We start from the raw sequence: 22,630 nt of genomic DNA on the forward strand, positions 1-22,630 counted from the left end.
CCGGATCACTCGCCCCTGATCACCCGGCGCAGCCGCGGCAGCCGTTCCGCGAGGGCGCGTTCGCCGCCGCGCCCGGTCGGCTCGTAGTAGTCGCGCCCCACCAGGTCGTCCGGCGCGTACTGCTGCGTCAGCACGCCCTCGGGCACGTCGTGCGGGTACCGGTAGCCCTGCGCGTTGCCCAGCTTCGCGGCGCCCGCGTAGTGCCCGTCACGCAGATGTGGGGGCACGGCACCGATGGCGCCCTTGCGCACATCTTCGATGGCGCCGTAGATCGCGGTGGTCACGGCGTTCGACTTCGGTGCGGTGGCGAGGTGGATCGTGGCCTGCGCGAGGTTCAGGGTGCACTCGGGCAGCCCGATGAGCTGCACGGCCTGAGCCGCCGCCACGCACGTCTGCAACGCCGTCGGGTCGGCCATGCCGACGTCCTCGCTGGCGTGGATCACCAGCCGCCGCGCGATGAAGCGCGGGTCCTCCCCCGCCTCGATCATCCGCGCGAGGTAGTGCAGGGCCGCGTCGACGTCCGAGCCGCGGATCGACTTGATGAACGCCGACGTCACGTCGTAGTGCTGGTCGCCGTCGCGGTCGTAGCGCACCGCCGCCCTGTCCACCGTGGACTCCAGCAGCGTCAGCGTGATCACGCCGTCGTTCGACGCCAGCGCCGAGTCCGCGGCGGCCTCCAGCGCCGTGAGCGACCGGCGGGCGTCGCCACCGGCCAGGCGGATCAGGTGGTCCTCCGCCTCGGGCTCCAGCACCACGGACCCGCCCAGGCCACGTTCGTCGGACACCGCCCGCCGGATCACCGCGCGCACGCCGTCGTCGGTCAGCGACCTGAGCTGCAGCACGAGCGAACGCGACAGCAGCGGCGACACGACCGAGAAGAACGGGTTCTCCGTGGTGGCCGCGACCAGCAGCACGATCCGGTCCTCGACCGCGCCCAGCAGAGCGTCCTGCTGGGTCTTGGAGAACCGGTGGACCTCGTCGATGAACAGCACCGTCGACTCGCCGGACCGGACCAGGCGGCGCCGGGCCTCGTCGATGACCGCCCGCACCTCCTTCACGCCGGCCGACAGCGCGGACAACGCGACGAACCGGCGGCCGGTCGCCTTCGACACCAGGGTCGCGAGGGTCGTCTTGCCGGTGCCGGGAGGGCCGTGGAGCATCACGGACGCCGGCGTGGCGCCCTCGACCAGGCGGCGCAGCGGGGCGCCGGGCCCGAGCAGGTGGTCCTGGCCGACGACCTCGTCCAGCGTGGCCGGACGCATCCGCACGGCCAGCGGGGCGTTGGCCGCGATGCGCTGGGCCTTCTCCTCGTCGGTCGCGCCGAAGAGGCCCTCGTCGAACAGACCTTCGCTCATGCGTTCGAGCGTAGGTCATGTGCGAGGATCGCGTTCCGTGCCCATCCCTCGTGCCGTGCTGCTCGCCGGACCCTCCGGCTCAGGCAAGTCGACACTCGCCGCCCACCTCGGCTGGCCGGTCCTGCGACTCGACGACTTCTACCGTGACGGCGACGACCCGCTGCTCCCCCGCGACGAGCACGGCAGGGCCGACTGGGACGCCATCGGCTCGTGGAACGTGGACAAGGCGCTCCAGGCGATCATCGAGCTGTCGGACACGGGCAGAGTCGAGGCGCCGGTCTACTCCATCAGTGAGGACCGCGCGGTCGGCACCCAGACGATCGAGCTCGGCGGCGCGCCCGCGTTCATCGCGGAGGGCCTGTTCGCGGACCTGCTGGTCCGGGGCGCGAAGGAGGCCGGGGTGCTCCGGGACGCGATCGTGCTCGCGCCGAGCCCGCCCGTCACGTTCGTGCGCCGGTTCGCCCGTGACGTGGCCGAGGCCCGCAAGCCGGTGCCGACGCTGGTCAGGCGCGGGTTGCGGCTCATGCGGGAGCAGCCGCAGGTGGTGAGGAGGTGCGTCAGCGCGGGCATGCGGCGCACGACACCGGCCAGGGCTCGGACCGAGCTCGTTTCGTGATCGGGTCGGCGGGTGGCGGTGGCCCTGATCTGGCAGGATGCCGCTCACACCACGACCGGGGGTTGCCGAGATGTCCGAAACGCCCGGCTGGTCGTCACCCGACCAGCCACAGAACCAGCCGCCGCAGCAGCCTGGCCAGCAGCCGCAGTACGGCTACAACGCCCCGCCGCCGCCCGGTGGCCAGCCGACGATCAAGCCCGGCGTGATCCCGCTGCGCCCGCTGGCCGTCGGCGAGATCGTCGACGGCGCCATCACGACGATGCGGCGCTACCCGAAGCTGATCATCGGCGCGGCCGCCGTGGTCGCCGCGGTCACGCAGATCCTCGGCCTGCTGGTGCAGCTGCCGTTCCTCGACGACCTCACCGCCGTCGTGGCGCTCGACCCGAACTCGGTCACGCAGGAACAGGCGATCGACCAGCTCACCGGCGCCGTCAGTGGTTTCCTCACCGGCACGCTGCTCAGCGTCTTCCTGCTGCTGCTCGGCACCGTGTTCCTGTCGGGCTTCATCACCGTCATCGTGGGCCACGCCGTGCTGGGCAAGCCGGTCACGTTCGCGCAGGCGTGGGAGGAGTTCAAGCCCCGGCTGCTCCCGCTGCTCGGCGCGACGCTCCTGTCCGGTCTCGTGATCACCGTCGGCCTGATCCTGTGCATCGTGCCCGGCATCTGGCTGTGGGTGCTGTTCGCCCTGGTCACACCCGCGCTCGTGCTGGAGCGCTGCGGCGTCACCACCGCGTTCGGCCGCTCGAAGAAGCTCGTGGACGGCGCGTGGTGGCGGACGTTCGGCATCCTGCTGCTCACCGTCGTGATCGGCTGGGTGATCAGCTGGATCATCAGCCTCCCGTTCGGTCTGCTGGGCGCGGCGACGACCGGTTTCTCGGCCGACCCCACGGCGTCCCTGAGCGTCGGCTCGCTGATCCTGTCGACCATCGGCGCGATCATCGCCTCGACGATCACGCTGCCGTTCAGCTCCGCGGTGACCGTGCTGCTCTACGTCGACCGGCGGATGCGGTCCGAGGGCATGGACATCGAACTCCAGCGGGCCGCGGGGCATGGCGGCCTCTGACCTACCGGTAGATCTCGGCCGCGACGAGGCGAGGGAGGCGGCCGTCCGGGAGCTCGGCGACCCGGCGTACGTCTCCGACGACCCGAACCCGCTGGAACGCGCCGTCGACTGGGTGCTGACCCGCCTCGGCGAGCTGTTGGCCGGGGCGGGTGGCATGAGTGGCTTCACCGCGTTCACGGTCCTCGTGGCCGTGCTGGTGCTGGTCGTGATCATCATCAGGCTTCGTGTCGGGCGCACGGGCCGTGCGCTGCGGTCGGGCGACAAGGTGTTCGGTTCGACTGTCATGACGGCCGCCGAGCACCGGGCCGCCGCCGAGAAGGCCGCGGCGGCGGGTGATCTGGCCGAGGCCGTGCGCGAACGCTTCCGCGCGGTGGTGCGCGAACTGGAGCAACGCGGCGTGCTCGACGCACGGGCCGGACGCACCGTGGACGAGGTCGCTTTCGAGGCGGGCCAGGCACTTCCGGTGCTCGCCGACGACCTGCGCGGCGCGGCGGTCCAGTTCGACGACGTCTGGTACGGCGGCAGGCCCGCGACGGTGGAGGGGTATCAGCGGTTGGTCTCCGTGGACGGCAGGGTGCGCGCATGACGGCGGTCTCTCCCGACGCCGGCCGGATCTGGACGGCCGCGCGCGGTCCCCTGCTGATCGGCGTGATCATTCTCTTCGCCGCCGTCGTGATCACGTTGCTGCGCGGCAGCGGTGAGGGCGGCGCGCTCGACCCCCGGTCGTTCCGGCCGGAGGGCAGCCACGCGGTCGCCGATCTGCTGGAGCAGAACGGCGTGCGCGTCGAGCTCACCGACAACGCGTCCGCTGTGGACGGTGCGACGCTGTTCGTGACGCAACCGAACCTGATCGACCCGGAACGGCTCGCGGACCTGAGCCGCCGGGCCGCCGCGACGGTGCTCCTCGCGCCCGCCCCAGGACTGGACCGGGTGGAGCCCGGGACCCGTCAGCCCGGCTGCCCGCTGGCGGACAGGGCCGGCGCGGCGACCCTGGGCGGGTTCACCTACGAGGGCGATCAGAGTTGTTACGACTCGACGCTGGTCCGCACCGGCACCGTCACGACGATCGGCTACGGCGGGATCTTCACCAACCGCGACGTCGACGAGGAGGGCAACGCGGCACTCGCGTTGTCGTTGCTGGGCCAGCACGAACGGCTGGTCTGGTACGTGCCGTCGGCAGCGGACAGGTCGCAGCAGAAATCGCTGACCGGCCTGATCCCGGACGGCTGGAAGTACGGCGCCCTGCAGCTCGGCATCGCGGCCGTGCTGATCGCGTTGTGGCGGGCCCGCAGGCTCGGCCGCGTGGTGCCCGAACCGCTCCCGGTCGTGGTGCGCGCCGCCGAGACCGTGGAGGGCAGGGCGCGGCTGTACCGCCGGTCGCACGCCGCCTCGCACGCCGCCTCCGTCCTGCGGCAGGCCACGCGTGACCGGCTGGCACCGCTGCTGGGGGTGCCGCCGGGCGACGATCCGTCCGAGGAGATCGCCCGCAGGACTTCGCGTCCCGTCACCTCGGTGCGGGCGCTGCTCTACGACAAGGAGCCGGTGGACGACCGGGGGTTGGTCGCGCTGGCTGCATCGCTCGATGCTCTGGAGAACGAGGTGCGCAAGGCATGACGGCAGTGGTCACCACCGAGGAAGCCCGTACGGCGCTGGTGGCGTTGCGCGCGGAGATCGGCAAAGCCGTCGTGGGCAACGACGCCGCCGTGACGTCGTTGATCCTCGCGTTGCTGTGCAAGGGACACGTGTTGTTGGAGGGTGTTCCGGGCGTTGCGAAGACGTTGCTCGTGCGTGCTCTTGCGCGCGCGTTGGACCTGTCCACGACGCGTGTGCAGTTCACGCCCGACCTGATGCCCGGCGACCTGACGGGGTCGTTGGTCTACGACTCGCACAACGCGGCGTTCTCGTTCCGCGAGGGCCCGGTCTTCACGAACCTGCTGCTCGCCGACGAGATCAACCGGACGCCGCCGAAGACGCAGTCCGCGCTGCTGGAGGCGATGGAGGAACGGCAGGTCTCCGCCGACGGCAAGACGCGGCCGCTGCCGGCGCCGTTCATCGTCGTGGCCACGCAGAACCCGGTGGAGTACGAGGGCACCTACCCGTTGCCCGAGGCGCAGCTCGACCGGTTCCTGCTCAAGGTGACGATGCCGATCCCTGCGCGGGAGCACGAGATCGACGTGCTGACGCGGCACGCGTCCGGCTTCGACCCGCGTGACCTGTCCTCGTTGAACCCGGTCGCGAGTGCCGCGCACCTGGAGGCGGGAACGGCGGCCGTGCGCGCGTTGACCGTGGCTCCTGAGGTGATCGCGTACGTCGTGGACGTGTGCCGTGCGACCCGTCAGTCTCCGGCCGTGCGTCTGGGCGTTTCTCCCCGTGGCGCAACGGCTCTACTGGCTGCCGCACGCGCGTGGGCGTGGCTCTCGGGCCGTGACTACGTGACGCCGGACGACGTGAAGGCGCTCGCACGGCCTGCGTTGCGGCATCGGCTGGAGCTGCGCCCGGAGGCCGAACTGGAGGGCGTGACGTCGGACGGCGTGCTGGACGGCGTGCTCGGCGCTGTTCAGGTGCCGCGCTGACGTGGCGCTCACGGGCCGCGCGGGACTGCTCGCGCTCATCGGGGTCTTCGTCGTCGGGCTTCTCCTGCCGTCGTGGCAAGGGATTCTCGTCTTGTTCGGCCTTCTGGTGCTGTGCGTGGCCGTCGACTTGTTGTTGGCGGCCGGCGTGCGGCAGTTGACGTTCTCGCGCGCGGGGGCGACGTCGGTGCGCACGGGCGAGCCGTGTGTGGTGCAGCTGACCGTGCACAACCCTGGGCGTCGGCTGCGTGGCGTTCTTCGTGACGCATGGGCGCCTTCTGCCGGTGTGGTCGCCGATCGGGTTGCGGTCGACGTGCCCGCTGGTGGTTCGCGTGTGCTGTCTTTCGAACTACGGCCTATACGCCGTGGCGATCGCGCCGCGGACCGTGTGACCGTGCGTTCCCACGGTCCGTTGGGCATCGCGGCACGGCAGGGCTCACACGTCGTGCCGTGGACGGTGCGCGCGCTGCCGCCGTTCCACAGCCGCCGTCACCTTCCTCCCCTGCTGGAACGCCTGCGCGAACTGGATGGCCGCCGTGCCTCGTTGATCCGTGGCGCCGGCACGGAGTTCGACTCGCTGCGCGCGTACGTCATCGGTGACGACGTGCGCTCGATCGACTGGCGTGCGTCGGCTCGTTCGGCGGACGTGGTGGTGCGCACCTGGCGCCCCGAACGCGACCGGCAGGTGACGATCGTGCTCGACACGGCCCGCACCTCGGCGGGTCGCGTGGACGGCGCCCTGGGCGGCCTGCCGCGCCTGGACACGGCGATGGACGCCGCGTTGTTGTTGTCCGCCTTGGCTTCGCAGGCCCGTGACCAGGTCGACTTCCTGGCGTTCAGCCACCAGGTGCGTGCCTCGGTACCGCGGGCGACGCTGCCCGTCCTGGTGCGGGCCATGGCACCGCTGGAGGCCGAACTGGTCGAGTTCGACGCGCGCGGCGCCGTCGCCGAGGTGCTTCGCCGCGCCGGCCGCCGCTCGCTGGTCGTGCTGCTGACGTCGCTGGAGCCGTCGATCGAGCACGGTCTGCTGCCGCTGCTGCCGGCGCTGGCCACGCGGCACCACCTGCTGATCGCGTCGGTGTCCGACCCGGCCGTGCACGCGATGGCCGCCGGACGTGGCGACCTGGAGGCCGTGTACTCGGCTGCTGCCGCGGAACGCACTCTGGCCGAACGCCGGCGCCTCACCGCGTTGCTCGCACGGCACGGTGTCGACGTCGTGGACGCACTGCCCGATGACCTGCCGCGCGCTCTCGCGGACCGCTATCTCTCGTTGAAGGCCGCAGGCAAGCTCTAAACGGCGACCGGCGCGACGTCCTCACGTTCGCTCGCGTCCATGTCGCCGGTCTCGCCCTGCCGCGCGGCCCGGCGTCCGATCACGAAGACGTACAGCAGGAACAACACCTCGGCCACCACTCCGATGCCGACGCGCGCCCACGTGGGCAGTCCGGAAGGCGTCACGAACCCTTCCAGCACGCCGGACACGAGCAGCACCACGACCAGTCCGAGCGCCACCGCGACGACCGACCGGCCCTCCGTGGCGAGGGCCTGGGCGCGGGTGCGCTTGCCGGGGTCGATCACCTGCCAGCCCAGCCGCATGCCGATGCCCGCCGCCACGAACACGGCCGTGAGCTCCAACAACCCGTGCGGCGCCAACAGTCCGAGGAACAACCCTCCGCGGCCCGCGCCGAACATCAGCCCGATGCCGACGCCGACGTTGAGGGCGTTGGTGAAGAGCAGGTAGACCGGCGGAATCGCGAACAGCACGCCCAGCAACAGGCAGGCAGCGGCGATCCAGGCGTTGTTCGTCCACACCTTCGCCGCGAACGACCCGGCGGGGTCGCTGGAGTAGTACGACTCGTACCCGCCGCCGACCCTCGTCATCTCGCGGATCTCGTCCGGCGCGGCGATGGTCGCCTGCACGTCCGGGTTGGCGGCGATCCACGCCGCGATGATGCCGGTGAGCAGGTAGAACGCGATCCCGGCCGGCACCCACCACCGCCAGCCGAGGTAGATCGCGGCGGGCAGCCGGTGCGTGAAGAAGCGCGTGAACGTCCGCCAGGCGGGTGTATGCGTGCCCGTCAGCACCGACCGCGCCCCGGCGACCAGCGCCGAGAGCCGTTCGACCGTGGCCGGGTCCGGCATCTGGCTGCGCACGACCGACAGGTGCGTCGTCACCCGCTGGTAGAGCTCGATCAGCTCGTCGGCCTCGGCTCCGCTGAGCTTCCCGGACCGCTTGACCAGCTGCTCGAGCCGCCGCCACGACTCGCGGTGGCGATCGATGAAGACGTCCAGATCCACGATGAGTCACACTATCCGTGTGGGGGACCTCGTCACCGGTGAAGCCGTAGTTCTGGACCTGCGCGTCGCACAGCTCGCCAGCAGGGCGGTCGCGTACGCGATCGACGTGGCGGTGCAGTTCGGCCTGCTCGTCATCCTGTTCCTGATCGCGCCGGTCGACATCGACAACGCGCTGCAGGACGCGCTCGCGCTCACGCTGCTGATAGCCGTGATGATCGGCTTCCCGACCGCGATGGAGACCGCGACGCGAGGCCGTTCGCTGGGCAAGCTCGCCATGGGCCTGCGCGTGGTGCGCGACGACGGCGGCGCGATCCGCTTCCGGCACGCCCTGGTGCGCTCGCTCACCGGCTTCGTCGTGGACTTCTGGGTGCTGGGCCTCGGCGGCGCGATCGCGCTGTTCGTCTCCCTCTTCTCGCCGCAGGGCAAGCGGGTCGGCGACTATCTGGCCGGCACGGTGGTGATCCACACCCGCGTGCCGCGCCAGGAGGTGGAGCTCGCCGTGATGCCGCCGCAGCTCGCGCAGTGGGCGTCGGGGCTCGACCTGTCGCAGCTGCCGGAGGAGCTGGTGCTGGCAGCGCGGCAGTACCTGAGCCGCTATCACGAGCTGAACGAGCAGGCGCGGTGGGATCTGGGCTCGCGGCTGTCGGACGACGTCGGCGCGGCGATCCGGTCGCCGCGGGTCGAGTACACGCATCCGCACCCGTACCTGTCGGCGGTGCTGGCGGAGCGCAGGCGTCGCGCGGCAAGCTAGCCGTTCGCCAGCCGGAGCGCAGGCGTCGCGCGGCGAGCTAGGCGTTCGCCAGCCGAAGGCGTTCGGCGCCTTGTTCGCGCACGGCGTCACCTGACGGCGTCGGATCGCCGTGCAGGACCCCACCGTGCGTTGTGCAGGGCGGTCCACATGCTCCCAGCCCCTCGCCGTCCCGCAAGTGCTGAGCCCTTTAGTCGAGCCGGAAGCCGTAGGGCAGTTCGAGGCGGTGGCGGGCCAGCAGCGCGGAGTCCGCGAGGATCTCGCGGGTCGGTCCGTCCGCCACGACCACGCCGTCGTCGATCAGCACGCTGCGGGGGCAGATCTGCAGCGCGAACGGCAGGTCGTGCGTGACCATCAGCATGGTGGGCGCCAACGAGAGCAGCAGCTCGGCGAGTTCGCGGCGGGCCACCGGTTCGAGGTTGGCCGACGGCTCGTCCAGCACCAGGATCTCCGGCGAGCAGGCGAGCACCGAGGCCAGCGCGACGCGGCGCCGCTGACCGCCGGACAGGTGCAGCGGCGAGCGGTCCGCGACCGACTCCATTCCCACTGCACTCAACGCCTTCCGCACGCGGGCGTCCACATCGGACATGCCGAAGTTGCGCGGCCCGAACGCGACGTCCTCCCCGACGGTCGGGCAGAACAGCTGGTCGTCGGGGTCCTGGAAGACGAGCCCGACGCGGCGCCGGATCTCGCGCAGGTTCTGCCTGCGCACCTCCAGTCCGGCGATGGAGATCGACCCCGAGCCGCCACCGAGAACTCCGTTGAGGTGCAACGCGAACGTGGTCTTGCCCGCGCCGTTCGGGCCGAGCACCGCGACGCGTTCGCCGTGCTCGACGCGCAGGTCGACGCCGAACAGCGCCTGGTGCCCGTCCGGGTAGGCGAAGGCGAGCTTCGAGACCTCCAGGGCAGCGGCGGCAGGGGTCTCGGGAACGATCGTCGCCGAGCCTGCCTGCCCGCCCGTCCAGCCGCGCGACACCATCGCGAGGTGCACCCTCTCTCCGCGTTCGTAGGACCGGATGAACAACGTGCCGACCGACCGGGCCGCCGCGCCGGCCTGCCACAGGAAGCGGGGGTCGTCGCCGCGGGAGATGCGTGCGACGCGCATGCGTTTCGCCTCGCCCACGACGACCTCGCCGTACCGCAGCATCAGCGTGGCGATCATGATCAGCGGCGCCGGCACCCGCAACGTCTGCAGGCCGCGCAGCAACTCCCCCGGTGCCGTCGTGGCGGCCAGGGTCAGGCTGACCAGGACGCCCAGCGTGCCCTTGGCGAGGATGTTCCAGCCCGCCAGGGAGCCCTCCACCGACACCGAGAAGCCGAGGAAATCGGTGCGCGGGTCCGTGCCGAAGATCGGCAGCAGGAACGCGAGCACCACGAACGGCACCTCGATCACCGCGCGCTTCACGAACCACAGCACGGGAACCCGCGCCACGAACCACACCGCGACGACCAGCAGCAGGTAGAGGCCGAACAACGGGAACATCGTGCGCGGGGTCGCGACGACGCCCAGCACCGCCCCGAACGCCACGAGGATCTTCACGTGGGGCGCGAGGCGGTGCACCGGCGAGTCGCCGGCGTGGTGCAGGACGTCGTGGGCGCTCATCAGGCGTCGGACTTCTTGCGCAGCATCCAGAACAGGCCGAACGAGATGGCCAGGACCACGACCACACCGAGCACGCCCGCGAGGCCGGTGAACCTGTCGTCACCGCCGAACGCGTAGTCGGCGAACGTGCTGCCGGCGAACGGGTGCTCCTGCGCGTGCTCGGCGATCCCGGTGTCCTCGACGGTCTTGTCCAGGCCGTCCGGGTCGCCGGACGCGAAGTACGACAGCACTCCCGCGATCAGCAGCGACACGAACGCGAACCCGATGAAGAACTTCTTCACGGCCGGACCTCCAGCGGCTTGGTGTTGCCCTTCAGCAGGTAGACGAGGTCAGGGCGGATCGACGCGACCGAGGTGACCGTGACGGCGGTGATCAGGCCCTCGCCGATGCCGATCAGCGCGTGCAGGCCCCACATCAGCAGGGCGACCTTGCCGATCTCCACGCCTCCCGCGCCGCCGATGGCGTACTCGACGATAAAGCCGGTCGCGGCCAGCAGGGTGTTGACGAACGCCGAGATGAACGCGACGGCGGCGAGACCACCCTTGCCCTTAGCGGCGATCTTGCGCAGCGCGACGGCGACGAGGAACCCGGCCACGGTGCCGATCAGCGCCATGTTGGTGACGTTGGCACCCAGTGCGGTGAGGCCGCCGTCCGCGAACAGCAGCGCCTGCACGACGAGCACGATCGTCACGCACAACGCGCCGACGTACGGGCCGACCAGGATCGCCGCGAGCGCACCGCCCAGCAGGTGCCCGGAGGCGCCGGGCAGGATCGGGAAGTTGATCATCTGGACGGCGAAGATGAACGTGGCCACCAGGCCGGCCATCGGCGCCGTGCGGTCGTCGAGGTCCGCACGGGCCTTGACCAACGCGAACCCGACGCCTGCCGCAGCCAGGACGAGGAGGACGACCGACACCGGCGCGTTCAGCAGACCGTCGCTCATGTGCATGGCAACAGGTGACATGAGCGCTAACGCTAATTGCCGGACCTCGGCTATGGCTAGAACGTTGCAACAACGATTTGCAGGCAGGAAGGCGGTGGTGATCACACCGCCCGCTAGTCATCGGATGACTTCTGCGGTTAGATCCGTTCCGCCGCCGCCACGGCACGGAGGGACGAACAGTGACAGAGCTGTCGCGTAGAACCTTTTTGTACGGGACGGGCGCGGCCGTCGGGGCCTCCGCGCTCGGGGCGGGCACTGCGGTCGCAGCCCCCGAAACATCGGGTCACAACGTGCACCGCGACGTCGTCCGGGACGCACGGATGGAGTGGAAAAGACTGCCGCAGAACTGGGGTGACAGCCCGTTCCTGGCCAACGGCTTCCTGGGCGTCCAGGTCTACGCGGGCCGCACCGCGAACGAGCTGAAACTCATGCTCAGCCACTCCGAGGTGCAGGACCAGCGGGAACACTGGGAGGCCGCGGTCGGCCTCTCCCGGCTGCCGATCGGCTACCTGACCCTGCAGTTCGCCGGCGCGATCACCGCCGTCGACTGGACGCTCGACCTGTGGAACGCGGAGCTCACCGGCTCCGTGACGACCACGCAGGGCAGCGCCAGGTTCACGATGCTCGTGCACAACTCGCGAAGCACGTTCCTCGCCTCCGTGAAGGGCGACGTGACCTGGGGTTTCCAGCCGCTGGAGTCGTCGACGACACGTCAGATCCGCAGGCCCGCGGACTACACGGCCAACCCGGCGCCGACGCTGGGCACCGCCAACGGCGTCTCCTACGCCGCCCAGCCGCTGCTCGCGGGCGGTGGCTACACAACGGCCTGGCAGACCCGCAACGGCCGTTTCGCGGCCCACGTGGCGTACACACACCCTGCGGACACACACACGTCCGACGCCATCCGTGAGGTGCGTCAGGCGCTGGCGATCCCGTTCGAGGTGCTGACGATGCAGCATCGCCGCTGGTGGAACGCCTACTTCGCGAAGTCGCTGGTCTCGGTGCCGGACAAGCTCGTGCAGCGTTTCTACTGGTTGCAGCTCTACAAGATGGCGGCGGCGACCCGAGCGGACGCGCCGGTCATCTCCGAGTGGGGCCCGTGGTTCCCCGAGCAGGGCAACAGCTGGACGGCCGTGTGGTGGAACCTCAACGTCCAGATCTCGTATCCGCTGGTCAACGGCTCGAACCACCACGAGCTCGACGCGGTGACGACGACGTTGAAGCGGTTCGAGCACAACCTCGAACTCAACGTGAACCCGGCTTACCGCGACGGCGACTCGTACGCGATCTGCCACCCCGGCGACCGCACGCTGCGCTCCGGGCCGCGCTACTGCGGCGTTCCGGGCGTCGCGCCGAACGACCATACGGGCAATCTTCTGTGGGCCTGCCACAACGTCTGGCTGGGCTATCGGCACACGATGGACAAGAAGATCCTCAAGGACGTCCTCTTCCCGATCCTGACGAAGGCGGTCAACTACTACGCCCGGTTCCTCGTCGAGGGCGCGGACGGGAAGCTGCATCTGCCGGAGACGCGCTCACCGGAGTATGCGAACGCCACGGACACGACGTACGACCTCTCGCTGATCCGCTGGGGTGTGCGCACGCTGCTGTCCATCGAGGAGAACGCGCGCTGGCGTGACATCGCGAACCGGCTCGTGCCGTACGCCCAGGGTCCGGACGGCGTGCTCATCGGCAAGGACGTCTCGCTCAACGACTCGCACCGGCACTTCTCGCACATGCTGTGGTTCTACCCGCTGCGCGAACTCACCTACGACATGCCGGAGCAGCGCGCGCTCATCAACAAGACGTTCGACCACTGGGTCTCGCGGCAGGAGAAGTGGGCCGGGTACAGCTACGGCGCCGCGTCCGCGATGGCGTCGGCGATGGGCCGGCCGGAGGAGGCGCTGGCGTTCCTGCGCTACTTCCTCGACCGCAGGCAGGTCGGCTCGAACGCCGTGCTGACCGAGAACACCTTCTACCGCGAGGGGGGCAACCTCGCGATCGAGTCGCCGTTGATGTCCGGCCAGGCCGTGCTGGAGATGATGGTCCAGTCGCACAACGACGTCGTGCGCGTGTTCCCGTCTGTTTCGTCCACTTGGGCCGATGCGTCCATCTCGTCGTTGCGCACGCAAGGAGCGTTCCTTGTGGACGCTTCCCGCTCCGGCGGACGGACCGACTGGGTGAAGGTCCATTCGGAGGCGGGCTCGCCTTTGTTGCTGGAGCACGGAATCACGGGCGACATCGACGTCCGCGACACGTGGGGCCGGCGTTTGGACTACAAGACTCGTGGCTCCGCCATCGAAATCCCGCTTCGCCGAGGTCAGAGCGCCGTGGTCTCCCGTCGCGGCACACGCCCTGACACCTCGCCACGTGATGTGAATGCCAACGGCTCGTCTTCACGTTGGGGACTGCCGTAACGTCCAAATTCGAACATTCGGATTGTGCGTGGACGAGTGGGGTGTGTGCGGTGGATCTTCAACACTGGCTCAACGAGGCGCTGGCCAACCACGAGAAGTGGACGGCGGAGTACGGCTCCTTCACACCCCACTCGTCGTTGCAGGTGGACCCGGCGCTCTTCGGCTCGGCACTCGCCGAACTGCAGGACCGCCTGCGCGACAACTACCCGTTCTTCCACCCGCGCTACGCGGGCCAGATGCTCAAGCCGCCGCACCCCGCGGCCGTGGTGGGCTACCTGTCCGCGATGCTGATCAACCCGAACAACCACGCCCTGGACGGCGGTCCGGCGACCGCCGCCATGGAACGTGAGGTCGTCTCGGATCTGGCGACGATGTTCGGCTACGGCGAGCAGCACCTCGGCCACCTGACGTCGAGCGGCACGATCGCGAACCTGGAGGCGTTGTTCGTCGCCCGTTCGCTGCATCCGACCCGTGGTGTCGCGTACTCCTCCGAGGCGCACTACACGCACTCACGCATGTGCGGCGTGCTCGGCATCGAGGGTTTCCCTGTCGCCGTGGACGGCCTCGGACGCATGGATCTGGACGCGCTCGAAGAGCTTCTGAAGACCGGCAAGGTCGGAACTGTGGTGGTCACCCCAGGAACTACCGCTTTGGGTGCCATCGAACCGGTGAATCTTGTGCTGGAAGTCGCACGCCGTTACGACGCACGGGTGCACGTCGACGGCGCGTACGGCGGCTTCTTCACACTACTGGCAGGCACCGACCTCGCCCCCGAGCCGTGGGAGGCCATCGGCTCGTGCGACTCCGTGGTGGTCGACCCGCACAAGCACGGTCTGCAGCCCTACGGCTGTGGCGCGGTCCTTTTCCGCGACCCGTCGGTGGGCCGGTTCTACCTGCACGACTCGCCGTACACGTATTTCACGTCCGACGAGATGCACCTCGGCGAAATCAGCCTGGAATGCTCGCGGGCCGGCGCCGCGGCGGCCGGTCTCTGGCTGACGCTGCGCCTGCTCCCCCTGACCCGCGACGGCCTGGGCGAGGTCCTGGCGGCCGGACGGCGGGCAGCCGTGCGGTGGGCGTCGATCATCCGGGAGTCCGAGGCCCTGGAGCTCTACCAGGAGCCCGAGCTCGACATCGTCACGTACTTCCCGCGCACCGACCCGCTGACCCTGTCCGCCGTGGACGCGGCCTCGCACCGCGTGATGCAGACGGGCATGAACGCACCCGTCGACCCGATCTTCCTGAGCGTGGCACGGGCGTCGAAGGGTGCGTTCGCCGCCCGCCACCCCGAGGTCGGGGCCGACGCGGACGGTGCGCGGGTACTGCGCAGCGTGCTGATGAAGCCGGAGTCCGAGGACTACCTCGACACCCTGCACGCGCGGGTGCTCAGCCTGCTTTGACGACCTGGTCAGGGGCTGGCCAGACAGCGGACCAACGCCGAAATGGGCGACTCACCTCAGTGAGTCGCCCACAGCCGCGAGGATCAGCCGTGCTTCGCGCGCCGGCCGGATCGGCGCGGCGGCAGCGGCGTGTCTCCGCGCAGGTCGAGGCGGCGCTGCTCGCCGTTGGCCTCCAGGTGCGTGACCATGCGGCGCAGCATCTCGGCCAGCGACTGGGCCTCGGACGACTCCAGCGGGTCGCTGACGAAGACCTCTTCCTCGTTGAACTTGGGGAAGAGGTCGGCCATCAGTTCTTCACCCTCAGGGGTGAGCCGCAGAACCGCCAGACGCCCGTCGGTCGGGTGGCCCATGCGCTCCAGCAGGCCCCGTGACTGCAGCGTCTTGGCGACGCCCGTCAGGGTTCCCTTGGAGATCCCGGCCTCCTCGGCGACGTACCGCGTCTCCATCTCGCCCCAGATCCACACGACCCAGAGCACGACGAAGCCGGTCCAGGTCAGATCGCTGGTGCGCAGCACCGAGTTCTCGAGGTGCTGGCGGATCGCGGTAGCGGCGCGGTGGATGTTCGACACCGCCGCCATCTGTTCGCGATGCAGCGGCACCGCACCGAGTTTGGCCTGGACGGCTTTCTCGGTCTCGGCAATCGTGTGGTGACCAGACAACTCAAAGTCTCCCGTGCTCGAGCTCAGGTGTTCCCGGCACAATACTTGCGGTTCCGAACTATGTCTGTGATGTGGTGCGAGTCGGTCCGCAACCACTTTGATCACGATCCCACATCGTGCATGATCTCGTGACGGTCGTCACCCGTCCAGTTACGGACTGTTGCCCGGTGGTGGACGATGAGTGTGGAGCACCCGACGGGGACCAATGGCGGTCATTGCTCCACGGACGGGTCGATAGCGTTTGCCCCTCAACGTTATCCCCTCCGCGCCAGCGACACACTGTGCCGGAAAGGTAGTTCGACGTGGTCGGTGAACAGGTGACACGGGAACTCGCGGCAAGACTGGGCGAGGACGGGATCGACGTGGTGCGCGTCGTCTTCCCGGACCTGCTCGGCACCGACCGGGGTCGTGACGTCCTCGTAGAGCACCTACCTGCGGTTACGCAGCGCGGACTGTCCTTCTGCCGGGCCGTGTACAGCACCACCCCCGGCGGCAAGACCACCGAGAACGGGGGTGTGCTCGACGCCGGTCTGCCCGACGTGATCGTGGTCCCCGACCTCGACACGCTGCTCCCGATCCCCTGGGAGCCGGGCGTGGCGTGGTGCATCGGCGACGCGGTGAGCCCGGCCGACGAAAGACCCGTGGACGAATCGCCCCGGCAGGTGCTGCGCAGGGCGCTGGAAATATTCGAGACCACCGGGCTCACGCCGGTCGTGGGACCCGAGCTGGAATATTTTCTCTGCGAACCGGACGAAGATCGCCCGAACGGGTGGCGTCCGTACTGTGACGAACCCGGCAACGTCTACGCGACCGGACGCCGCGGCGATTCCGACGGCCATCTGCTGAGAACTCTTCGCACGCTCAGTTCGGCAGGCCTCCAAACGACCGGAGGCAACCACGAGTACGCCGGCGGGCAGTTCGAAATCAACCTCGTCCATTCGCCCGCCATGGACGCGGCCGACCGCGCGTTCCGCTTCAAGACGAGCGTGAAGGAACTGGCCCGGCGCGAAGGCCGGATGGCGACGTTCATGGCCAAGCCGTTCAACGACGGCGGCGGCAGCGGCTTCCACCTGCACCTGTCGTGCCACGAGAAGGACGGCCGCAACGCGTTCCAGGCGCCCGGCACCACCAGCGGCCTGTCGGACGAGGCGCGCTGGGCCATCGGCGGCATCCTCAAGCACGCCCCGGCGCTGGCCGCGCTGCTCAACCCGACGGTCAACTCCTACAAGCGGTTCGGGCCGGACTCGCTCGCGCCGTGGCTGATCGACTGGGGCCTCGACAACCGCAGCGCGATGCTCCGGGTGCCGGCCGAACGCGGCGACACGACCCGGCTCGAACTGCGGCTCGGCGACGCGAGCGCCAACCCGTACCTCGGCATCGCGGGCCTCATCGCGGCCACCTACCTGGGCATCCGCGACCAGATCGAACCGCCGCGGCCCTCCGCCGGGTACGGCTACGACCCGTCGAAGGCCCCGACGCTGCCCGCCACGCTGCCGGACGCCCTCGCCTACCTGGAGGAGGACCCGGCGATGGTCGACGTGCTGGGCAAGGACTTCGTGCGGTCCTATGTGGACTTCAAGTGGGAGGAGGTGGCCCGCTTCCAGCGGTTCGTGACCGACTGGGAGTTCACCGAATACGCGTACCACCTATAGTTCACCTGCGATGACTGCACTCACGGACCGGCTCACCTCGATCGCCGACGAAGACGAACTGTTCGACGCCTTCTCCCACTGGGCTACCGAGCGCGGCCTCGCGCTGTACCCGGCGCAGGAGGAAGCGGTCATCGAGCTCGTCTCGGGGGCCAACGTCATCCTCAGCACTCCCACGGGCTCGGGCAAGAGCCTGGTCGCCATCGGCGCCCACCTGGTCGCGATGGCGGCGAACCAGCGCAGCTTCTACACCGCGCCGATCAAGGCGCTGGTCTCGGAGAAGTTCTTCGCGCTGTGCGAGGTGTTCGGGCCGGAGAACGTCGGCATGATGACCGGCGACGCCAGCGTCAACGACCAGGCGCCCATCATCTGCTGCACCGCGGAGATCCTCGCGAACATCGCCCTGCGCGACGGCCACACGGCCGACGTCGGCCAGGTCGTGATGGACGAGTTCCACTTCTACAGCGAGCCCGACCGCGGCTGGGCCTGGCAGGTGCCGATCGTCGAGCTGCCGCAGGCCCAGTTCCTGCTGATGTCGGCGACGCTGGGCGACGTCTCGTTCTTCGAGAAGGACCTGGCCCGGCGCACCGGCAGGCCGACGGCGGTCGTCCGCTCGGCGCAGCGCCCGGTGCCGCTGAACTTCCAGTACGTCTCCACGCCGTTGCACGAGACGATCGAAGACCTGCTGCACGGCCGTGAGGCGCCGATCTACGTCGTGCACTTCACCCAGGCCGCCGCGCTGGAGCGCGCGCAGTCACTGATGAGCGTGAACGTCGCCACGAAGCCGGAGAAGGAGCAGATCGCCGCCACGATCGGCAACTTCCGGTTCTCGTCCGGGTTCGGCAAGACGCTGTCACGGCTGGTGCGGCACGGCATCGGCGTGCACCACGCCGGCATGCTGCCGAAGTACCGCCGCCTGGTCGAGCAGCTCGCGCAGGCCGGTCTGCTGAAGGTCATCTGCGGCACGGACACGCTCGGCGTCGGCATCAACGTGCCGATCCGCACCGTGCTGTTCACGGCGTTGTCGAAGTACGACGGCACGCGCACGCGGATCCTGAAGGCCCGCGAGTTCCACCAGATCGCCGGACGGGCGGGCCGCGCGGGCTACGACACGGTCGGCACCGTCGTCGTGCAGGCGCCCGAGCACGAGGTCGAGAACATCAAGGCGCTGGCGAAGGCCGGCGACGACCCGAAGAAGCGCCGCAAGATCGTGCGCAAGAAGGCCCCCGACGGGTTCGTGTCGTGGAGCGACTCGACGTTCGAACGGCTCGTCGGCGCCGAACCGGAACCGCTGACGTCGTCGTTCCAGGTCTCCCACGCGATGCTGCTGAACGTGATCGGCCGTCCCCTGGGCGGCGCGTTCCAGGCCATGCGGCACCTGCTGGAAGACAACCACGAGGACCGTCCGAAGCAGCTCAGGCACATCCGCCGCGCGTTGGCGATGTATCGGGCGCTGGTCGCGGCGGGTGTCGTGGAACGCAACGGCGACGACTTCCGGCTGACGGTCGACCTGCAGTTCAACTTCGCGCTGAACCAGCCGCTGTCGCCGTTCGCGCTGGCCGCGATCGAACTGCTCGACCGCGAGGCACCGGGCTACGAGCTCGACGTGCTGTCGGTGATCGAGTCCATTCTGGACAACCCGCGGCAGATCCTGGGCGCGCAGGAGCACAAGGCACGCGGCGAGGCGATCGGCGCGATGAAGGCCGAGGGCATCGAGTACGACCAGCGGATGGAACTGCTGGACGAGGTCACGTACCCGAAGCCGCTCGCCGACCTGCTCGACGCCGCGTTCTTCACCTATCGCCGCGGCCACCCGTGGGTCGGCGACTACGACCTGTCCCCCAAGTCCGTCGTGCGGGACATGTACGAGCGCGCGATGACGTTCACGGAGTACGTGTCGTTCTACGGCCTGGCGCGCTCCGAGGGCCTCGTCCTGCGGTACCTGGCCGACGCCTACAAGGCGCTGTCGCAGACGGTGCCGGACGAGGCGAAGACCGAGGAGCTCAACGACCTGATCTCGTGGCTGGGCGAGCTCGTCCGCCAGGTCGACTCGTCGTTGATCGACGAGTGGGAGAAGCTCACCAACCCGGACGCCCCGGTCGAGGAGGTCCGCGCCGACCTCCCGCCCGCGGTCACCCGCAACGTCCGCGCGTTCCGCGTCCTGGTCCGCAACGCGCTGTTCCGCCGCGTCGAACTGGCCGCGAAGCGCGACTGGTACTCACTCGGCGAGCTCGACCACGAGTCGGGCTGGACGGCCAAGGAGTGGATGGACGCGCTGGAGCCGTACTTCGAGGAGCACTCGGACATCGGCGCGGGCCCGAACGCGCGCGGCCCGGCGTTCCTGATCATCAACGTCGAGCGCGAGCGCTGGGTGTGCCGGCAGATCTTCGAGGACCCGGCCGGGGACAAGGACTGGGGCTTCAACGCCGAGGTCGACCTGGCGGCGTCGGACGAGCTCGGCGAGGCGGTCGTGACGATCACGGACGTCGGCCGCCTCTGACTCACAGGAGCGCCGCCGCCCGGCCGAGGACGTCGCGCAGGATCTGCTCGATCTCGTCGAAGTGGGACTGGTCGCAGATCAGCGGCGGGCACAGCTGCACGACGGGTTCCGCGCGGTCGTCGGCCCGGCAGTACAGGCCCGCCTCGAACAGCTCCCGCGACACGAACCCGCGCAGCACCCGTTCGGACTCGGCTGGGCTGAACGTCTGCTTGGTGGCCCTGTCCTTGACCAGCTCGATGCCATAGAAGTACCCGGCACCGCGCACGTCGCCCACGATCGGCAGGTCCAGAAGCTTCTCCAAGGTGTTGCGGAACGTCGCCTCGTGCAGCAGGACGTGGTCGTAGAGGCCCTCCCGCTCCATCAGGTCGAGGTTCGCCAGCGCCACCGCGCACGACATCGGGTGCCCGCCGTACGTCGAGCCGTGCAGGAACGTGTTGCCGTCCCGCAGGAACGGCTCCATCAGCCGGTCGGACACGATCATGGCGCCCAGCGGCGCGTAGCCGGAGGTCATGCCCTTCGCGCAGGTGATGATGTCCGGCTGGTACCGGTACCTCTCGGCGCCGAACGCGTAGCCCAGCCGGCCGAACGCGCAGATCACCTCGTCCGAGACGAGCAGGACGTCGTAGCGGTCGCAGATCTCGCGCACGCGGTCGAAGTAGCCAGGCGGCGGCGGGAAGCAGCCGCCCGTGTTCTGCACCGGTTCGAGGAACACCGCCGCGACCGTGTCCGGGCCCTCGAACTCGATCGCCTCGGCGATGCGATCGGCGGCCCAGCGGCCGAACGCCTCCAGGTCGTCATCGTGCTCCGGCGCGCGGTAGAAGTTCGTGTTGGGGACGCGGAACGCGCCCGGCACCAGCGGTTCGAACTCCTGCTTGGCCGCCGGGATGCCGGTGATCGACAGGGCGCCGTGGTGGGTGCCGTGGTAGGCCGAGAACCGGCTGATCACCTTGTGCTTGCGTGGCCTGCCGGTGAGCTTGAAGTACTGCTTCGCGAGCTTCCAGGCGCTCTCGACCGCGTCTCCCCCGCCCGCGGTGAAGAACACCTTGTTGAGGTCACCCGGTGCCGCGTCGGCCAGCCGCCCGGCCAGTTCGACGGCGGGCGGGTGGGCGTAGGACCAGAGCGGGAAGTAGCCCAGCTGCCGCGCCTGGGCGGCGGCCGCGTCGGCCAGCTCGGGCCTGCCGTGCCCGACCTGGACCGCGAACAACCCGGCCAGACCGTCCAGGTAGCGCTTGCCGTTCTGGTCCCAGATGTACGCGCCCTCGCCGCGCACGATCACCGGCGGCTCGGCGCCGGGGGTATGGCGGGTGAAGTGGAGCCACAGGTCGGAAGTCATGATCATCTCCACGCTATCCGTTGATTGCTGCGTTCAATACAACTATTATCGTTGCTCATGAGCCTGTCAACGACTGATTCCGCACACAAGGTGTTCCTCAACGTCATCGCCGGCAAGTCGGTCCCGGCCGCCGACGGCCGCACGCTGGACGTCGAGAACCCCGCCACCTGCGAGGTCTACGGCACTGCGCCGCTTTCCGGCGAGATCGACGTGGAGGCCGCGATGCGGTCGGCCGGCACGGCTTTCGACCACTGGCGGTCCACCACCCCGGCCCAGCGTCAGCTGGCGCTCCTGCGCATCGCCGACGCCGTCGAGCAACACGCGGACGAGCTCGTCGACGCCGAGGTCACCGACACGGGCAAGCCCCGTGCGGTGACCATGACGGAGGAACTGGCAGTCGCGGTCGACCAGCTCCGGTTCTTCGCGGGCGCCGCGCGGATTCTGGAGGGGCGTGCCGCGGGCGAGTACCTGGCTGGGCACACCTCGTACGTGCGGCGTGAGCCGGTCGGCGTGTGCGCGCAGATCACGCCGTGGAACTACCCACTGATGATGGCGGTCTGGAAGATCGCGCCGGCCGTCGCGGCCGGCAACACCGTCGTGCTCAAGCCGTCCGAGACCACGCCCGCCACCACGACGCTGCTCGCCGGGATCTGCGCCGAGCACCTCCCGCCCGGCGTGGTCAACGTCGTCTGCGGCGACCGCGAGACCGGAAAGGCGATGGTGGCGCACCGGGTTCCGGCGATGGTGTCGATCACCGGCTCGGTCCGGGCCGGGCGGCAGGTCGCCGACTCCGCCGCCGCCGACCTCAAGCGCGTCCATCTGGAGCTTGGAGGGAAGGCCCCGGTCGTGGTCTTCGCCGACGCCGATCTCGCGAAGGCCGCGGAGGGGATCGCGGCGGCGGCGTTCTTCAACGCGGGCCAGGACTGCACCGCAGCCAGCCGGGTGCTGGTGCACGAGTCGATCCACGACGACTTCGTCGGCGCCCTGGTCGAGCAGACCCGGCAGATCAGCACCGGCCCGTTGAACAGCGCCGACCAGTTGGCCCGGGTGAGTGGATTCGTGGAGCGGCTGCCACGGCACGCCACCGTCCGATGTGGAGGATCACGCGTCGGCGAACGTGGCTACTTCTACGCTCCCACCGTCGTCAGCGGGGTGCTGCAGGACGACGAGCTGGCACGCGAGGAGGTGTTCGGCCCGGTGGTGAGCGTCGAGACGTTCGGCTGCGAGGCCGAGGCGGTCCGGCTCGCCAACGACACCCGCTATGGCCTCGCGTCCTCGGTGTGGACCCGCGACCACGGCATCGCGCAGCGCATGTCCGCGCGGCTGGACTTCGGTTGTGTCTGGCTCAACACCCACCTCCCGCTCGTCGCGGAGATGCCGCACGGCGGGTTCAAGCATTCCGGCTACGGCAAGGACCTCTCGGTCTACGGCTTCGAGGACTACACGCGGGTCAAGCACGTGATGGCGGCCTGGTGA

At 69.6% G+C, this 22,630-nt stretch carries 18 protein-coding genes and 2 pseudogenes; 12 read left to right on the plus strand and 8 right to left on the minus strand.

The annotated features are described in order from the left end of the window. Positions 1-5: 5 nt before the first annotated feature. Positions 6-1,355: a replication-associated recombination protein A gene (locus BLR21_RS12550; RefSeq protein ID WP_090005982.1), complete on the minus strand. Its 1,350-nt coding sequence runs from the start codon at positions 1,353-1,355 to the stop codon at positions 6-8. A gap of 37 nt (positions 1,356-1,392) precedes the next feature. Here BLR21_RS12550 and BLR21_RS12555 point away from each other — a divergent pair, with 37 nt between their 5' ends. The 6 genes from BLR21_RS12555 to BLR21_RS12580 all read left to right on the plus strand — a co-directional run bounded on the left by BLR21_RS12555 (position 1,393) and on the right by BLR21_RS12580 (position 6,898). After that, a complete protein-coding gene (locus tag BLR21_RS12555) occupies positions 1,393-1,971 on the plus strand; it encodes a uridine kinase family protein (RefSeq protein ID WP_256334649.1) in 579 nt (192 codons plus the stop codon). Between the two features lie 70 nt (positions 1,972-2,041). Continuing rightward, complete coding sequence (locus BLR21_RS12560) at positions 2,042-3,034, plus strand: DUF7847 domain-containing protein (RefSeq protein ID WP_090005984.1); 993 nt, start codon at positions 2,042-2,044, stop codon at positions 3,032-3,034. Further along, on the plus strand, positions 3,021-3,620 hold the full coding sequence (locus BLR21_RS12565) for a DUF4129 domain-containing protein (RefSeq protein ID WP_090005985.1): 600 nt from the start codon (positions 3,021-3,023) through the stop codon (positions 3,618-3,620). The genes BLR21_RS12560 and BLR21_RS12565 overlap by 14 nt, the downstream gene beginning before the upstream one ends. Beyond that, positions 3,617-4,648 (plus strand): DUF4350 domain-containing protein, encoded by a 1,032-nt coding sequence (locus tag BLR21_RS12570; protein ID WP_090005986.1) that lies wholly within the window; start codon positions 3,617-3,619, stop codon positions 4,646-4,648. The genes BLR21_RS12565 and BLR21_RS12570 overlap by 4 nt, the downstream gene beginning before the upstream one ends. Further along, entirely contained in the window at positions 4,645-5,607 is a 963-nt protein-coding gene (locus BLR21_RS12575; RefSeq protein ID WP_090005987.1) for an AAA family ATPase, read from the plus strand. Before BLR21_RS12570 ends, BLR21_RS12575 begins: the two co-directional genes overlap by 4 nt. A gap of 1 nt (position 5,608) precedes the next feature. After that, entirely contained in the window at positions 5,609-6,898 is a 1,290-nt protein-coding gene (locus BLR21_RS12580) for a DUF58 domain-containing protein (RefSeq protein ID WP_090005988.1), read from the plus strand. On the opposite strand, the gene BLR21_RS12585 is transcribed toward BLR21_RS12580, so the two are convergent. Beyond that, positions 6,895-7,902, minus strand: a complete 1,008-nt coding sequence (locus BLR21_RS12585) for a stage II sporulation protein M (protein WP_090005989.1) — start codon at positions 7,900-7,902, stop codon at positions 6,895-6,897. The two genes, BLR21_RS12580 and BLR21_RS12585, sit on opposite strands and share 4 nt — an antisense overlap. Positions 7,903-7,921: 19 nt before the next feature. On the opposite strand from BLR21_RS12585, the gene BLR21_RS12590 reads away from it, so the two are divergent. After that, positions 7,922-8,653 carry an RDD family protein gene (locus BLR21_RS12590; RefSeq protein ID WP_176929604.1) on the plus strand — a complete coding sequence of 244 codons (732 nt, stop codon included), beginning with the start codon at positions 7,922-7,924 and terminating at the stop codon, positions 8,651-8,653. Positions 8,654-8,840: 187 nt separating this feature from the next. On the opposite strand, the gene BLR21_RS43185 is transcribed toward BLR21_RS12590, so the two are convergent. From BLR21_RS43185 to BLR21_RS12605, 4 genes and pseudogenes are all read right to left on the minus strand, one after another. Continuing rightward, positions 8,841-9,629, minus strand: a complete 789-nt coding sequence (locus BLR21_RS43185) for an energy-coupling factor ABC transporter ATP-binding protein (protein ID WP_090006073.1) — start codon at positions 9,627-9,629, stop codon at positions 8,841-8,843. After that, positions 9,618-10,253: pseudogene (gene cbiQ / locus BLR21_RS43190) on the minus strand (cobalt ECF transporter T component CbiQ); the annotation flags it as partial. The gene BLR21_RS43185 and the pseudogene cbiQ, both read right to left, overlap by 12 nt. Beyond that, the gene (locus BLR21_RS12600; protein WP_030481767.1) at positions 10,253-10,534 is read right to left on the minus strand and encodes a PDGLE domain-containing protein; all 282 of its coding nucleotides are present in this window, start codon (positions 10,532-10,534) and stop codon (positions 10,253-10,255) included. The gene BLR21_RS12600 and the pseudogene cbiQ, both read right to left, overlap by 1 nt. Beyond that, positions 10,531-11,217 (minus strand): energy-coupling factor ABC transporter permease, encoded by a 687-nt coding sequence (locus tag BLR21_RS12605; protein WP_090005990.1) that lies wholly within the window; start codon positions 11,215-11,217, stop codon positions 10,531-10,533. Before BLR21_RS12605 ends, BLR21_RS12600 begins: the two co-directional genes overlap by 4 nt. A 299-nt stretch (positions 11,218-11,516) precedes the next feature. Here BLR21_RS12605 and BLR21_RS12610 point away from each other — a divergent pair, with 299 nt between their 5' ends. Further along, positions 11,517-13,613, plus strand: coding sequence for a glycosyl hydrolase family 95 catalytic domain-containing protein (locus tag BLR21_RS12610; protein WP_256334650.1), 2,097 nt, complete (start codon positions 11,517-11,519; stop codon positions 13,611-13,613). A gap of 50 nt (positions 13,614-13,663) precedes the next feature. Further along, positions 13,664-15,013 (plus strand): pyridoxal phosphate-dependent decarboxylase family protein, encoded by a 1,350-nt coding sequence (locus BLR21_RS12615; protein ID WP_090005992.1) that lies wholly within the window; start codon positions 13,664-13,666, stop codon positions 15,011-15,013. Between the two features lie 83 nt (positions 15,014-15,096). On the opposite strand, the gene BLR21_RS12620 is transcribed toward BLR21_RS12615, so the two are convergent. Next, positions 15,097-15,612: a MarR family winged helix-turn-helix transcriptional regulator gene (locus tag BLR21_RS12620; RefSeq protein WP_237047954.1), complete on the minus strand. Its 516-nt coding sequence runs from the start codon at positions 15,610-15,612 to the stop codon at positions 15,097-15,099. Positions 15,613-15,974: 362 nt separating this feature from the next. On the opposite strand from BLR21_RS12620, the gene BLR21_RS12625 reads away from it, so the two are divergent. Together BLR21_RS12625 and BLR21_RS12630 are read left to right on the plus strand one after the other, a co-directional pair. Next, the gene (locus BLR21_RS12625) at positions 15,975-17,324 is read left to right on the plus strand and encodes a glutamine synthetase family protein (protein WP_090005993.1); all 1,350 of its coding nucleotides are present in this window, start codon (positions 15,975-15,977) and stop codon (positions 17,322-17,324) included. Positions 17,325-17,334: 10 nt separating this feature from the next. Then, positions 17,335-19,821 (plus strand): DEAD/DEAH box helicase, encoded by a 2,487-nt coding sequence (locus BLR21_RS12630; protein WP_090005994.1) that lies wholly within the window; start codon positions 17,335-17,337, stop codon positions 19,819-19,821. A gap of 1 nt (position 19,822) precedes the next feature. On the opposite strand, the pseudogene BLR21_RS12635 reads toward BLR21_RS12630, so the two are convergent. Further along, positions 19,823-21,169 (minus strand): annotated as a pseudogene (locus BLR21_RS12635) (aspartate aminotransferase family protein); the annotation flags it as partial. 42 nt (positions 21,170-21,211) lie between these two features. On the opposite strand from BLR21_RS12635, the gene BLR21_RS12640 reads away from it, so the two are divergent. Beyond that, positions 21,212-22,630, plus strand: coding sequence for a gamma-aminobutyraldehyde dehydrogenase (locus BLR21_RS12640; protein ID WP_090005995.1), 1,419 nt, complete (start codon positions 21,212-21,214; stop codon positions 22,628-22,630).

It is taken from the genome of Lentzea albidocapillata subsp. violacea, from assembly GCF_900100275.1.
Taxonomy (GTDB): Bacteria; Actinomycetota; Actinomycetes; order Mycobacteriales; family Pseudonocardiaceae; genus Lentzea; species Lentzea violacea.

Excerpts from the sequence above, each read along its gene's own strand:
- BLR21_RS12550 (WP_090005982.1), bottom strand. The coding sequence starts at position 1,355 with ATGAGCGAAGGTCTGTTCGACGAGGGCCTCTTCGGCGCGACCGACGAG.
- BLR21_RS12560 (WP_090005984.1), top strand. The coding sequence starts at position 2,042 with ATGTCCGAAACGCCCGGCTGGTCGTCACCCGACCAGCCACAGAACCAG.
- BLR21_RS12565 (WP_090005985.1), top strand. The coding sequence starts at position 3,021 with ATGGCGGCCTCTGACCTACCGGTAGATCTCGGCCGCGACGAGGCGAGG.
- BLR21_RS12570 (WP_090005986.1), top strand. The coding sequence starts at position 3,617 with ATGACGGCGGTCTCTCCCGACGCCGGCCGGATCTGGACGGCCGCGCGC.
- BLR21_RS12575 (WP_090005987.1), top strand. The coding sequence starts at position 4,645 with ATGACGGCAGTGGTCACCACCGAGGAAGCCCGTACGGCGCTGGTGGCG.
- BLR21_RS43185 (WP_090006073.1), bottom strand. The coding sequence starts at position 9,629 with ATGGTGTCGCGCGGCTGGACGGGCGGGCAGGCAGGCTCGGCGACGATC.
- BLR21_RS12605 (WP_090005990.1), bottom strand. The coding sequence starts at position 11,217 with ATGTCACCTGTTGCCATGCACATGAGCGACGGTCTGCTGAACGCGCCG.
- BLR21_RS12610 (WP_256334650.1), top strand. The coding sequence starts at position 11,517 with ATGGAGTGGAAAAGACTGCCGCAGAACTGGGGTGACAGCCCGTTCCTG.
- BLR21_RS12630 (WP_090005994.1), top strand. The coding sequence starts at position 17,335 with ATGACTGCACTCACGGACCGGCTCACCTCGATCGCCGACGAAGACGAA.
- BLR21_RS12640 (WP_090005995.1), top strand. The coding sequence starts at position 21,212 with ATGAGCCTGTCAACGACTGATTCCGCACACAAGGTGTTCCTCAACGTC.